The organism is Mesorhizobium sp. ESP-6-4 (assembly GCF_020164735.1).
Classification (GTDB): Bacteria; Pseudomonadota; Alphaproteobacteria; order Rhizobiales; family Rhizobiaceae; genus Mesorhizobium.
In genome coordinates this window covers 1-13,960 of record NZ_JAIUGS010000015.1, presented here as the reverse complement: position 1 = coordinate 13,960, position 13,960 = coordinate 1, and the positions used below count along the sequence as shown (strand labels likewise).

The 13,960-nt window shown below is 65.5% G+C and carries 8 protein-coding genes; 7 read left to right on the top strand and 1 reads right to left on the bottom strand.

From position 1 onward, the window contains the following. Positions 1-77 precede the first annotated feature (77 nt). The 7 genes from tagH to LB523_RS22145 all read left to right on the top strand — a co-directional run bounded on the left by tagH (position 78) and on the right by LB523_RS22145 (position 12,892). On the top strand, positions 78-1,157 hold the full coding sequence (gene tagH, locus LB523_RS22175) for a type VI secretion system-associated FHA domain protein TagH (protein WP_224606981.1): 1,080 nt from the start codon (positions 78-80) through the stop codon (positions 1,155-1,157). 297 nt (positions 1,158-1,454) lie between these two features. Continuing rightward, positions 1,455-2,990, top strand: coding sequence for a type VI secretion system protein TssL, long form (gene tssL, locus LB523_RS22170; protein ID WP_224606978.1), 1,536 nt, complete (start codon positions 1,455-1,457; stop codon positions 2,988-2,990). Next, complete coding sequence (gene tssM, locus LB523_RS22165; protein ID WP_224606975.1) at positions 2,990-6,517, top strand: type VI secretion system membrane subunit TssM; 3,528 nt, start codon at positions 2,990-2,992, stop codon at positions 6,515-6,517. The genes tssL and tssM overlap by 1 nt, the downstream gene beginning before the upstream one ends. Positions 6,518-6,634: 117 nt before the next feature. Continuing rightward, positions 6,635-7,414 carry a PP2C family protein-serine/threonine phosphatase gene (locus tag LB523_RS22160; RefSeq protein ID WP_224606973.1) on the top strand — a complete coding sequence of 260 codons (780 nt, stop codon included), beginning with the start codon at positions 6,635-6,637 and terminating at the stop codon, positions 7,412-7,414. After that, the gene (locus LB523_RS22155) at positions 7,411-9,954 is read left to right on the top strand and encodes a serine/threonine-protein kinase (protein WP_224606971.1); all 2,544 of its coding nucleotides are present in this window, start codon (positions 7,411-7,413) and stop codon (positions 9,952-9,954) included. The genes LB523_RS22160 and LB523_RS22155 overlap by 4 nt, the downstream gene beginning before the upstream one ends. Before the next feature lie 11 nt (positions 9,955-9,965). After that, positions 9,966-10,454, top strand: a complete 489-nt coding sequence (locus LB523_RS22150; protein WP_224606969.1) for a DUF1036 domain-containing protein — start codon at positions 9,966-9,968, stop codon at positions 10,452-10,454. Further along, on the top strand, positions 10,451-12,892 hold the full coding sequence (locus tag LB523_RS22145) for a M23 family metallopeptidase (protein WP_224606968.1): 2,442 nt from the start codon (positions 10,451-10,453) through the stop codon (positions 12,890-12,892). The genes LB523_RS22150 and LB523_RS22145 overlap by 4 nt, the downstream gene beginning before the upstream one ends. 356 nt (positions 12,893-13,248) lie before the next feature. Here the strand turns inward: LB523_RS22145 and LB523_RS22140 are convergent, their stop codons facing one another. Next, positions 13,249-13,782, bottom strand: a complete 534-nt coding sequence (locus LB523_RS22140; RefSeq protein ID WP_224523530.1) for an OmpA family protein — start codon at positions 13,780-13,782, stop codon at positions 13,249-13,251. Positions 13,783-13,960: the final 178 nt, after the last annotated feature.

Sequence of the window (13,960 nt, the reverse complement as noted above, 5' to 3'; positions counted from 1 at the left end):
AAAGCTGCGTTGGCGTTTCCGCCTGGAACTGCGCGGAAAATAAGCATTTTGTTGACCAAGTTGGGCGACGCTTCCGGATGTTCATCTCGCTCCAGATCAGCAATGTCGACAGGCTGCCGGCCGGCACCGCCGCCAGCTATGCCGCCCGCGACCGCAGTTTCGAGATCGGCCGCGAGAATTGCGACTGGACGTTGTCCGATCCGGACAAGTTCATTTCGGGCCGGCACTGCGAGGTCCGCTACCAGGCGGGTTCGTTCTGGCTCTACGATGTCTCGCGCAACGGCACTTTCATCAATGGGTCCAGCCAGCGCATGAGCGGACCGCATCGGCTGGCCCAGGGCGACCGGCTGCTGATCGGCCGCTACGTCGTCGGCGTTTCAATCGAAGACGAACGGGCCGCGACCGGACATCCGCAGACCAGGACGGGATCGACGCAGCGCGAGCTGCCGCCCTCGCCCAACGGCCCGTCGGTTCCCAGCCATGAGCCGTTCTTCAGTCCGGCGGAACCGCGCCCGACCGGGACGGCGCCCATCTCCAGATCCTCGGCCCCGCAGCCCGGTCCGGCCGCGCAGGCCAATCGGCCGGCCGAAGCGGACGCGATGCTGCGGGAGATCGCCAGGGCGGCGGGCATCGCGCCTGACTTGCTGCAATCGCGCGACCCGCACGATATCGCGGCCGAGATCGGCTCCGTGCTGAGGACCACGGTCGAGCAGCTATCCCTGCTCCTCAAGGCGCGCGCGGCGGCAAAGGTGCTCGCCAAGAGCGCGCACCGCACGATGATCGGCGCGGAGGACAACAACCCGCTGAAATTCGTGCCGGGCACCGACGACATATTGGAGATCATGTTCGCCAAGCGCAGAGCCGGCTATCTCGATGCCAGGCGCAGCGTCGAGGATGCGTTCCGCGACCTGAAGACCCATGAGATCGCGACCTACGCCGCCATGCAGGCCGCGCTGTCCAGGCTGCTTGACGACCTGTCGCCGGAAGCGATCGCCAAAAAGATCCCGCCGGCGTCCTTCTCGTCCAGAAAGAGCCAGGCCTGGGATGCGCTTGTCGCGACCTGGCGGACGATGGAAGACAAGCACGAGAACGGCATGCTGGATGTCTTCCTCGCCTATTTCGCCGAAGCCTACGCCAAGGCCGACAAGCAGAAATAGCCGCACGGGCACGGACCGCGCCGGCCGTATGTGACGGGTCTCATAGAAGAAGCCGCCTCTTCGAGCATCTTGCTCTCCGATTTCAATCGGCGGGCCGTTTCAATTGGGTATCCGGGCGACTAGAATGCCCAGGGATGCTTGCCCGGCGGGCAAAGCGGCGTGGCTTGGGGCGTGTGCAGCAATGTCATGTTTCGGCGAGATGAGCCTGTCCATGCGGTGCGCCGCCGAGGCTCAGGCTGGAACGCGTTCCCCCGGGCCAAAACCTGCTCGTTGCAATTCGAGGGCGGGTCGTCGCCGATGAGTTCCAAGGACGATCCTTCCAGGCCGGCGGATAGAACCGTCATCCGCGCGCCGCGGCCGAAGCAGAAGCCGCTTGCGGCTCCCGAGAGATCCGGTCCGGAAGGCGCACGTCCTGCTCCATCGCCTGCCCGCGAGGCGACAGTGTTCGACCCCGGCGGCGGCCGACAGATGCCAACCGGTTGGTCGTCCGGAACCGTGCTGTTTCAGGGGCCTGCCCCGGGAGCGGTGGACAATGCGACGCCGGGGCTGCCGCAGGACGCCGTGCTCGCCGCCGCCGAGGGCGTGCGATATGCCGCGACAAATCCGATCCTTGCCGCGGCGGCGCCGCTGCTGATGCTCTTCGGCCAATTGCGGCTGATGCCGGTCGAACGGCAAGCCGCACCCTTGGCGGAGCGTATCGCTGACGCGATCGAGACCTTCGACCGCGCGATCGCCAAAGTCGGCGTAGCCGAGGAAGACGCACGCATCGCCAAGTTCGCCCTTTGCGAAACCGCCGACGACCTCGTCGGCAATCTACCTTGGCCGGACAAGGACAGCTGGCTTCAGCACAGCATGGCGGCGCGGTTCTTCCACACCCAACCGACGGGCACGGGCTTCTATGGAGCGTTGAACAAGATTCTCGCGAGGCCGGAAGCGCATTACGACCTGCTCGAACTGATGCATGCCTGCCTGTCGCTCGGCTTCGAAGGCCAGTATCGGGGGCTGACAGGCGAACGAAACATGCTCGAACGCGTCCGGCGCGACGTCTACGACACGCTGCGCTACTTCAAGCCCCGCGCCAATGATGACATCTCGCCACGCTGGCAAGGCATGGCGGCGGCGCTGCCAAAGCCAAGGGCGCGGCTGCCGCTCTGGGCGGCAGCGGCCGCCGCGGCGACGCTGGTGACAGCGGCCTTCTTCGGGCTGCGGATGCTGATCACCGACGAAGGCGACGCGACCGCTGGCGAATTGCTGGCGCTCAACCCGTCGACGCCCGTCACCATCGAGCGCGCCAGCGTGGCGGCGCCCACTGAGCCCGTGCAAGCCAGCCCGCCGCCGCCCGCGGTTCCGGGCACCACCCAGATCGACCGCATCCGCGCCGCACTTGCCAAGGAGATCGCCGGCGGCGGACTGAGCGTCGGCGAGAAGGGCGAGTTCATCGTCGTCGAGATCAACAACCAGCTTTTGTTTGCGCCCGGCCAGGCGGAGCTGAAGCCGCAGTTCCAGCCTGTCGCCGCCGACATCGCCACGGCGCTCGATGCTGAACCGGGGCCCATCAATATCATCGGCCACACCGACAATGTGAAGCCGAAGAAATCGAGCACATTCAAATCGAACTTCGATCTTTCCGTCGCCCGGGCGAAGGCCGTCCAGGCGATGATGGCCAAGCAGTTGAAGGACCCGTCGCGGCTGACCGCCGACGGCAGGGGCGAGGATGAACCGATCGCCGACAACGGCACGGCGGACGGTCGCGCCAGGAACCGCCGCGTCGACGTTATGATCCCGAAACAGGAGACGTTGCAGACAAGCGCAGCAGCGGAGAACGGCGACTGATGCGCTGGATGCTGCGGATCTTCAGCTTGGCCGCGCTTGCCGGTTTCTCGGCGGCGGTCTGGTATGCCGGGCCGCTGATCCGCTTCGCCAATACGCGCCCGTTCGGGCCTGTGTGGCTCAGGGCCACCATCATCGGCGTCACCATCGTGGCACTCGCACTGTTCTACGGGATCCGCTTCTGGCAGCGGCGCAAGGCGCAAAAGGCGCTCGAAACGGCGATCTTGCGCAGCGACGAACGCAACGACGATTCACAGGTGCTCGAAGCGCGCATGAGCGAAGCGATCGCGACGCTGAAGCGGACGAGCGGCAAGCGCAATTTCCTGTATGACATTCCCTGGTACATCATCATCGGTCCGCCAGGCGCCGGCAAGACAACGGCGCTGGTCAATTCCGGGCTGAAGTTCCCGCTTGCCGGCTCCGGCAGCGCGCAGCCGCTGGCTGGCGTCGGCGGCACGCGATCCTGCGACTGGTGGTTCACCGACGAGGCGGTGCTGATCGACACGGCCGGCCGCTATACGACGCAGGAATCGGACCGCGAGCGCGACAAGGCAAGCTGGCTCGCCTTCCTGGGACTGCTCAAGAAGCACCGCGCCAGGCAACCGATCAACGGCGTGATCCTCGCCATCAGCCTTGCCGACCTGATCGGCTTCGACGACCGGCAACTCGACGCGCATGTCGCCGAGATCAGGAGCCGCCTGCGCGAGCTGCACGAGACGCTGAAGGTCCAGTTCCCGGTCTATCTGCTCTTCACCAAGGCCGATCTCATCTGCGGCTTCATGGATTATTTCGGCGATTTCGACGAGGCGCGCAGGCGCAAGGTATGGGGGGCGACGTTCCAGACCGCCGACCGCACCAAAAACATGGCCGGCGAGGCGCCCGCAGCCTTCGACGAGCTGGCGAAGCGGCTCGCCGAAGAAGTCGCCGATCGCTTGCACGAAGAGCCCGACCCGGTGGCGCGGATCGCGCTGTTCGGCTTCCCGGCCCAGTTCGGGGCGCTGAAGAACCGGATAACGCAGTTTGTCGGCAGCCTGTTCGACACATCGAGGTCGCAGGTCAATGTCAGCCTGCGCGGGCTCTATTTCTCGTCCGGGACGCAGGAAGGAACGCCCTTCGACCAGGTGTTGGGCGCGATCGGCCGCAGTTTCGGCAGTGCCTCGCAGGCGCATCTTTCCGGCGCCGGCAAGAGCTTCTTCCTGCACGACCTGCTGGCCAATGTGATCTTCCCGGAATCGGGCTGGGTGTCCTTCGACCGGGCGGCCGAGCGGCGCGCGAAGCTCGCCAGGTTCGGCGGCCTGGCCGCAATCGCGCTGGCAGCGTTCGCGGCGCTCGGCATGCTTGGCCTCAGCTTCTTCGCCAACAAGGCGCTGATCGCTTCCACACGCCAAGCCATGGCGCATTATCGCGACAGCGCCGATAGCCTGCTCAAGAGCACCACGGTGACGGACGTCGACCTCGAAAACGTCATCGGTCCGCTCGACCAGCTGCGCAACCTGCCGGCCGGGTTCGAAAATAGCGACCAGGGAAAGCCGATCGAGGAGACGTTCGGGCTCAGCCAGCGCGAGCGGCTGCTGTCGGCCTCGAAGACGGCCTACCGGCAGGCGCTGGAGCGGACCTTCCGCTCGCGGCTGCTGGTGCAGGCCGAGCGGACGATCCAGGCCAGGATGGCCGATCCGATCGCGCTCTACGAGCCGCTCAAGATCTACCTGATGCTGGGCGGCAAGGCGCCGAAGGTCGACGACGAGCTGATCGTCTCCTGGATGAAGCAGGACTGGGAGGAGAACCGCTACCCCGGCGAGAACAACCGCGAGGGCCGCGCACAGCTCGAAAAGCATCTGCGCGCGATGCTTGCGCTTGACGACGCCTACGATCCAACCTTTGCGCTCAACCAGCCGCTGGTCGAGGCCGCGCAGCGCTCGCTCGGACGCATGAGCCTCGCCGACCGCGCCTCTGCGCAGATCAAGTCGGCGGTCTACGCAGCAAAGCTGCGGGATTTCTCCATCGCCGCGAAAGCCGGTCCGGAAGCGCAGCTGCTGTTCGAGCGCACGGATGGCAGCGAGCTCGCCGATCTTCAGGTCCCCGGTCTTTACACGCGCGCCGGGTTCAATCGCTTCTTCCTGCCGCAGCTCTCGCGCATCGCGCAGATGCTCGTCGACGACCAATGGGTGCTCGGCGGCGGCGGCGAACAGGGCGGCATCGACCAGGACCTGCCCAGGCTCGGTCCCGAGCTCATCGACCGCTACGGCAAGGAATTCGCCGCAGCCTGGAACGGCGTGCTCGACCAGCTGAAGCTCAAGGCGATGCTGAAGGACAAGCCGCAATATCTGGCGCTCTCCGCCCTCGCCGCGCCGGACTCGCCGCTCGACCAGCTCTTCACCGCAATCGCCGATGAAACCGCATTGACGAAGGATAGCGGCGCCGACGGCGATATCGGCACGGCGCAGCAGGACCCCGCCAGCATGGCCAAGGGGCTGGCCCGCATCGGCCTGCAGATCGCCGGCGGCAAGTCGCAGAGCCGCGCCGGCGCTAGCTCGGCCGTCGTGCAGAATGCCGGCGCGAGCGTCGAGGCGCAGTTCCGTTCGTTCCAGGCGCTGGTCGGCGGGGCCGCCGGGCGCCGGCCGCTCGATGCGCTGACGCAGAACTTCCACGACATCTTCCAGAGCTTGAAGCTGGCGGCCGATGTCCCCACGCAGACCGAACGCGTCAACGCCAACCTGCAACTGCAGATCTCGACGCTAAGGGCCAATGTCTCGCGCCTGCCCAAGCCGCTGGCGCGCATGGTCAACGCGGCGGCGGACGAGCTCGAAGGCAATGTCGCCGAGGCCTCCGTCGCCAACCTCAACCAGAGCCTCGACCAGACGGTGACGCGCGTCTGCGAGGAGGCAGTCAACGGCCGCTATCCCTTCACACGCGACGGCACCGACGAGATCTCGATGGCGGATTTCACCAAGCTGTTCGCGCCTGGCGGCCTGATGGACCGGTTCTTCGCGCAGAACCTCGCGCCGCTGATCGACATGACCGGCCAGGAGTGGACTTGGAAGCAGGACGCCCGTTCCAGCCGCGACCTGGCCAAGTCGACCTTGAAGGCGTTCCAGTCGGCGGCGGAAATCCGCAGCGCCTTTTTCCCTTCCGGTGGCTCGGTGCCCTCGGTGTCGATCACCATAACGCCCACCTCATTGAACAGCGAAGTCGACAGTGCTTTGCTCGACGTCGACGGGCAGACGGTCCAGAGCGCCCAGGCCGGCAACGCGCCGAGCATCGTGACATGGCCAAGCGGCGCCGCTTCCGGATCGGCGAGCCTCAGCCTCGTGCCGGAAATGCCCGGTCGGGAGTCCGCGCTCAAATTTGAAGGACCATGGGCATTGAAGCGGCTTTTCGACAAAGCAACCGTCACCGGCGACGGCGCCAACACCGAAGCGCGCTTCGTGATCGGCGGACGCGATGTCGCCTACACCATCCAGGCCGGCTCGGGCGCCAATCCGTTGCTGCTGCCGGCCTTGTCCGGCTTCAGCTGTCCGAAGGCGTTCTGAGATGGTCGGTCCCAGCCTTCATTTCGGTACTCTAATACATACGCTTGTGGCAGAGTGGCCTGGGCACGCGGCCCATGGCTGGTCACAGAGGACGCCTGCTGAGCGCTTGGTGGCAAATTGAGCACTGTCGCCCTCCCCATCGACAGCTTCGGCGTGAGCCACAAGGGCTGCGTGCGCGACCACAACGAAGACAATTACCTCATCGAGCCGCAGACCGGGCTGTGGGTGGTGGCCGACGGGATGGGCGGGCATGAGGCCGGCGAAGTCGCCTCGGCCAGCATCGTCGACCATCTCGCGACGATCGGAATTGCGAGCTCGGCGCCGGATCTTCGTGCCCGCTTCGAGGACAGGCTCAGCCGCGCCAATGCCGAGATCCGCAACATATCGCGCTCGCGCGGCATCACCATCGGCTCCACTTTCGCGGCCCTGCTTGCCATGGATGGGCGCTTCGCCTGCCTGTGGGCCGGCGACAGCCGCATCTATCTCGTCCGCAACGGCTCGATCTTCCAGGTTTCCAAGGATCACACCGAGGTGCAGGAATTGCTCGACCGCGGCATGATCAGCGCCGAGGAAGCGCGCGTCTGGCCGCGCCGCAACGTGATCACGCATGCGATCGGCGTCAGCGACGAGCTCGAGATCGATTTCCAGCAGGGCGAGCTGATGGCGGGCGATGTCTTCGTTCTGGGCACCGACGGATTGACCGCGCATGTCAGCGACGCCGAGATCGAGGCCGCGGTCAGATCCGCCACGCCGCGGACGGCATGCGAGAACCTCTTGAAAACCGTGCTGGCGCGCGGCGGAACCGACAATGTGACCATCGTGCTCGTGAGGATCGGCGACGGGCAGAGCGGCACGCACCATTCGGATCGGTCCGCAGCGGAGGGGCTGGCCGGATGAGCGACGACGACAAGACACGGTTGTCGACGAACGTCACCTACACGGGTGTCGGCACGCAGCTCAGCGGCATCTACGAACTCGACGAGAGGATCGCCTCCGGCGGCATGGGCGAAGTCTATCGCGGCCACAACATCCAGACCGGCGACCATGTGGCGATCAAGATCGTGCTGCCCGAATTCGCCCGCGACCAGACGATCCTGTCGCTGTTCCGCAAGGAAGCGTCGATCCTCAACCATCTGTCGCATGACGCGGTGGTGCGCTACCACGTCTTCACCATCGATCCGGGGATCGGCCGTCCCTATCTTGCAATGGAGTTCGTGGACGGCCAGTCGCTGTTCGACATCATGCGGCGCGGGCCGATGCCGGGGGACGATGTGCGCCGGCTTTGCCATCGCCTCGCCTCGGGGCTCGCCGCGGTGCACCAGGCAGGCGCTGTCCACCGCGACCTCTCGCCGGACAACATCATCCTGCCCGGCTGTCGGGTGGAGCGCGCCAAGATCATCGATTTCGGCATCGCCCGTTCGGCCACCGTCGGCGGAGAAACGCTGATCGGCGGAAAGTTCGCCGGCAAATACAATTACGTTTCGCCCGAACAGCTCGGCCTCTATGGCGGCGAGGTGAGCGAGCAATCCGACATCTACAGCCTCGGCCTGGTGCTGGCCGCGGCGCTGCGCGGAAAGCCGCTCGACATGAGCGGGTCACAATATGAGGTCATCGAAAAGCGCCGGGCGGTGCCGGACCTGTCGGATATCGATCCCGATTTCCGCGAGCTGATCGAAGCCATGCTGCAGCCGGATCCGCGCGACCGGCCGGCCAGCATGGCCGAGATTGCCAGGGCCTCGCGCGGCGAGGATCTCGAGGCGACATTGCCGCCGCCGGTGTCGTTTGGGGCACGCGAACGCTCCGGCCTGCCGCGCGCCGGTTGGACGGCGCTGCCCGATTCCACACCGCAGCCGCCGGCGTCTCCCGGCGAGCCCCGCTTCGTTGAGCATGTGCGTCCCGCATATCTGTCGGAGCCACGGCCAGCGCCGGCAGCCGCCCCGGCCAGAGCGCCCGCACCGGCCGCACCCAAAAAGACTTCGCGCATGCCCGCCATCGTCGGCGGGGTCGCGGCTCTCGCTGTGCTGGTTGGGGGCGGCGTTTATTTCAGCGGTGTCCTGGCGCCCCCGCCGGCAACGGTAACACCCAAGCCACTGACGCCGAAGCCGGTCGCCGAAGCCGCCAAGCCGGTGGCCGAGGCGCAGCCACCGGAGGCGCCGAAACCTCAGACGCAGGCACCGGCCGCGGCTCAGCCGCAGGCGCCGAAGCCTGACGGCGCCGCCACCATCGAGACGGCGAAGCCGCCTGTCCAACCCGATGCGGAGGCAAAGACGCCCGTCGAGAGGCCGGCCCGGCCTGCCACTCAGCCGGAGAGCGAGGCCAACAGCCAACCGCATCTCCCCCAGATCGAGACCAAACCCGCGCAACCGCCAGCCGAGCAATCGCCGATGCCTGCACCGGTCCCCGCATCGAAACCCGCGGAAAGCCAGAAGCCGGCGCAGCCTGCAACCGCGCCGGCGGTCAAGATGCCGGAACCGAGCCAGACGGCTGAAAACAAACCGGTGCAGGAGGCAAGCCCACCGGCAGCCAAGCACAGCGTAAAAGACCTCGTTGACATGCTTTCCAAGCTGCAGAAGCTGAACGCTTCCCCACCTCCCGTTTCGGAAAGCCCGGCACCGGCGCAACCTGTCAGTCCGCCGGCCAAGCTGGAGGCGCAGACCCCGACGGCCAACCCGCCGCAAACGCCGACCGCGCCGGCACAGCCGGCGCAGCAAGCGCAGCCGCCGGCGGCCAAGCAGCCTGACAACACCGACGTTGCCATCAATGTGCCCAAGCCGGCGCTTCCTTCAGCGGAAGACGACATGATCAAGTGGAACGACCAGCGCTCCTGGGTGCGTGATTTCAGCGGCGGCAGTTGCTTCTACGCGAACGTCACCTCGGGACCCGGCGCTTCCCCGACGATCGAGGGATACGCAACGGCGGTGCAGCCCTTCGAACAATTGCTCAACGATTTCCAGACGAGGTTCCATGTCGAGCCGGACATCAGCGTGCGCCTGATCACCCCGCCGCAGTGCGGCGTGCCCACCTTCCTTCGCTTCCTCGACCGAAGCTCGGCTGCAAAGCCACAGCTTGTCCTCGACCGGACATCGGTCCCCGACGGATCGCCGGTCAGCGGCGCGCTGTATACGGGCGGCGGGCTTGTCTCGAACATCATGCTGATCGACCACAAGGGCATCGCCTTCAATCTCGACGACCGCATGGTGCCGCAGACCGACAAGGTGACCTTCAACATCCCGATCGGTCTCGCTGCCGCGGACAAAGCAGCCGGCAAGGCGGTGCCGCAGATCATGCTGGTGATCACCGGCCCCAAGGACATCCAGGCCGCCTTGTTCTCCAGGCCGACGCCGGCCTCGGAGCTTTTGCCGAGGATCCTCGAGGAGATCGAGGCCGATGGATCGCAGTTCTCCGCCACGGCCACCTATTTCCGGCTTGGCGGATAGCATGAACGCCGATGGACCTTCGCCGCCTGCGTTATTTGCACCAGCCCTCGCCACGCAAGCAGCGTAGCCGGCTCCGATTGCCGAGCCGCATCACGCTTGCGGCGCTGCTCGGCGCGGCGCTGTTCTTGATCTTTTCGCCCGGCAAGGCGCATGCCGAATTCACCGTCTGCAACCAGACGCTCGACGTCGTTAATCTCGCGGTCGGACAGAAAGTCGACAATGCCGACCAGACGGACGGCTGGTGGACCATCGGCGCCAACCAGTGCGTCAACGTCATCCGCGAGGAGCTCACCAACCGCTATATCTATCTCTACGCGACCGACGTCTTCGGCCACGCGATCCTCAACGGATCGACCGAGATGTGCATCGACCGGCGGCGCTTCTCGATCCGCGGCATCGAGGAGTGCTGGCAGCGCGGCCATATCGCGGCGCGCTTCGTCGAGGTCGATACGCAGGAGCAGGTGCGCTGGACCTACTTCCTGACCGGAAGCAGCCCGTGACGCACTCGATCGACACGAGCTTCAAACAGAAAAAGCTGGCGCGCTTGGCCGAGCGCCGGCGCAAGCTCTGGCGCGGAATCCTTGCAGGGGCCGCAACGCTCGCCGTCGTCGCTTTGGCCACCGGCTTCTACCTGACCAAGGACTATTGGTCGTTCGGCGACGAGGACGAGGAGCTGCATCCCGTCGAGGGTATGGAAGACGTGCCGCCCGACGCTTCGGTCTATGTACCGGCGATCATCGATCTCGCCGGCGATCCGATGTGGATCACGCTGGCGCCCGATGCCGACACCGCGACGAAAGGCAAGACCGTCGCGCGCCCTGCCGAACTCGACAGTTCGGGCGCCTCGCCGCAGATCGAAATCCTCTCCGACGTGATGCTGAGCGCCAGCGAAAAGTTCATGACGACGATCCCGTCGACGCAAGAGGATTTCGCCTTCTTCCAGGCGCAGCGGCAGGCCGCTTCCAAGCCTTCGGCGGCGACGCCCGACGACGCGCAACCGGCACCGCCCGCTCCGGCCGCGGCGCCAGACGATCAACAGGGCGATCCGCAGGGCGACCTCGAGAACGACCTCCAGGCGGCGCCTGACGAGAGCGACGCCGGCCCGGCGCCCAAGGCCGACGCCGACGATCCCGAGGCCGGCTGGGGCGAGACCATCGACAAGGGGGAAGCCGCGCTCCCGGCTTTCAAGAAGACCGCGGTCGAGAACAACACGACCGTGGCGACCGTCGCCAGCGAATACCAGCGCTTCGAGGCGACCGAGGATACCTTCGTGAAGATCCTCAACGACCGCAGCCTGGACAGCGTGGCACTCGACGCGCATTTCTCCGCCGACGACGCGAAGCTTGCGGGCGAGGCGCTGAAGACGCTGTTCAACCGCGACGGGCTGGAGCCCGGCTTTGTGGTGGCCATGCGCGGGTTCCGGCCGAACCGCGAGACGACGATGATGTCGCTGATGCAGGTCTCGATCTACGCCAAGAATGTCTATGTCGGCACGCTGACGCGCAATGCGGCCGGCGCCTTCGTGTCGGGCGTCGACCCCTGGGTCCGCGAGGATTTGTTCAACTATTCCGGCGCCTCCGACCAGGGCGGGCCCAAGCGGCAGTACCGCCTGCTCGACGCGATCTATTCGACGGCAGCACGCAACAAGGTGCCGACCAGCGTCATCGGCGAGGCGATCATGTATCTGTCGCGGGGGCAGGACCTCGACGCCTTTGCCAGCGAGGACCAGCGCCTGGTGCTGATCTATTCGCAGACGCCGCGCGGCCAGGGCGAAATCTCCGGACGGGTGCTCTATGTCGGCGTCCAGGGCGCGCAAAAGAGCCTCGACTGTTTCGTCTTCCAGCAAAGCGACGGCCAGTATGCCTGCGTGACGGGCGACGATCAGGTGCGATCGCTGACCGTCACCAACGGCATGGTCACACCGGTCGCCGGAGTGATGACCTCGACCTTCGGCCCGCGCAAGCATCCGATCCTCGGCACGGTTCGAATCCACAAGGGCGTCGACTGGGCGGCGCCGGTCGGCACGCCGATCGTGGCCGCCTTCGACGGCGCGATCTCCTTTCAGGGCGATGGCGGCGGCTACGGCAATCTGGTGAAGATCACGCATGCCAACGGCCGCGAGACGCGTTATGCGCATATGCAGAAATTCGCCATCGCCAGCGGGGTCGGCACCAAGGTGAAGGCCGGCGACGTCATCGGCTATATCGGCACAACAGGGCTTTCGACCGGCCCGCATCTGCATTTCGAGCTCTATCAGAATGGCGAGGCGATCGACCCGCTGGGCACGGTCACTTCGGTCGCCACCGCCGTTTCCGTCAGCTCCGGCGGCTCAGGTGATTCCGCCGTCGAGACGCTGACCGACCGGATCGTGCACGTCGAAAGCGGCGGCAGCGCCCGTGCCAAGAACCCGCTTTCGTCGGCAACCGGCGCCGGCCAGTTCATCTCCAAGACCTGGATCCGCATGATGAACACCTATCGTCCCGATCTCGCCCGCTCGCTTTCGACCGCCGACCTTTTGGCACTCCGCTACGACGCGACGCTGTCGCGCGAGATGGTGCGCAACCTGGCGCGCGAGGGAGAAGCCTATCTGCGCGCCCGCGGCCACCAGATCACCGCCGGTCGCCTCTATCTTTGCCATTTCCTCGGCATGGAAGGGGCGCATCAGGTGCTGGCGGCGCCGGGCTCGTCGCAATTGACCGCGGTTCTGGGATCAGCCGTCATTCAGGCCAACCCGTTCCTTACCGGCAAGACCGCCAGTTATGTCGTGGACTGGGCCGAGCGGAAAATGGGGCAGAAAGCGCCGCGCGTGGTGACCGATCAGGGCCAGCCGGCGACGACCACGACCGAAATCCGGCAGACGTCTCCGGAATTCGAAAAATACAAGCAGGCGATCACCGCGCTGATAGGTTCGATCCAGAATACGCTGGAGCCCGGCTAACGGCACTGCACAGGGATTTTGACCTCTGTTTGCGTTGGCAGATGGCCTGCACTGAAGATTGGCCGAAACGCCCATCGCGATCGTCATTCTATGGCGGAGCAAGGAGCGAAGCTCCGTCGCGGAGACCCTGAAATCCATGCCTTTACCTTCGCCACGGATCGCAACGGAGCAAAATTCTGCACCGTGGCGGCGCTTCCAAGGCACGGAATGGATCTATGGTCTGCGCCGCGTCGCTTCGCTCCTTGCTCCGCCATAGAATGACGAGTCCCCTGCGTTTGCGCTGATTTCACGCAAATGACCAGGGCGCTGATCTTCGGCACCGCCATCGCGTTGGGCGGCGCGCGCTCACCGGCCGCCTATTGCGTCCTGATCCGCATTTCCACCCGGCGGTTGACCGGATCGTAGGGATTGGCGACGCGCGGATGCGACTTGCCTAAGCCGATCGGCTCGAGGCGGGTCGATTGAACGCCGTTCGCCGTCAGGAAGGCCGCCACCGATTGCGCCCTTCGCTGCGACAGGTCCTGGTTGTAGCGATCCGTACCGGTCGCGTCGGTGTGGCCTTCAACGACGAAGCTGAACGTGCTCAGCCTATTGTCCTTCAGCGCCTTGGCGAACTCGTCCAGCTCCGTGCGGGCGGTCTGGTCGAGCTGGGCCGAATCGAGGGCGAAATTGATCATCATGTCGAGGCTGCCCTTTTGGGGCGCCTCGTTCTTGTCGGCTTTGCTCTTGCACTCTTCTTCGGTGCCGACGCAGATACCGCGCGACGCGCCAAGATTACCCTGGCCAGCGAAGAACTTCACGATGTCTTCCGATTTCTGTAGCGGATCGGCATAAACGTGCGTTGAAAAAAGCACGGTCGCCAATGCCAAGGCTGAGCTGCCCCACCGCATGACCGTCACTCCTGTTTGAGCGGGTTTCGCTGGCGCGCACCATATCAAATCTTGAAGCGATTGTCTGTGAACAAGCGCACGTTGCCGATGGCCGCCACCTGCTAGAGTCTTTCACGTTTTGACGGAAGCGTATCCGGCGTTTTCGAAGTAGTTCTTGCATTCGGCTGCCTCGATGGTT

What these genes read in the sequence shown, in the direction of transcription:
- tagH (WP_224606981.1), top strand. Translation starts at nt 78, where the DNA reads ATGTTCATCTCGCTCCAGATCAGCAATGTCGACAGGCTGCCGGCCGGC.
- tssL (WP_224606978.1), top strand. Translation starts at nt 1,455, where the DNA reads ATGAGTTCCAAGGACGATCCTTCCAGGCCGGCGGATAGAACCGTCATC.
- tssM (WP_224606975.1), top strand. Translation starts at nt 2,990, where the DNA reads ATGCGCTGGATGCTGCGGATCTTCAGCTTGGCCGCGCTTGCCGGTTTC.
- LB523_RS22155 (WP_224606971.1), top strand. Translation starts at nt 7,411, where the DNA reads ATGAGCGACGACGACAAGACACGGTTGTCGACGAACGTCACCTACACG.
- LB523_RS22150 (WP_224606969.1), top strand. Translation starts at nt 9,966, where the DNA reads ATGGACCTTCGCCGCCTGCGTTATTTGCACCAGCCCTCGCCACGCAAG.
- LB523_RS22140 (WP_224523530.1), bottom strand. Translation starts at nt 13,782, where the DNA reads ATGCGGTGGGGCAGCTCAGCCTTGGCATTGGCGACCGTGCTTTTTTCA.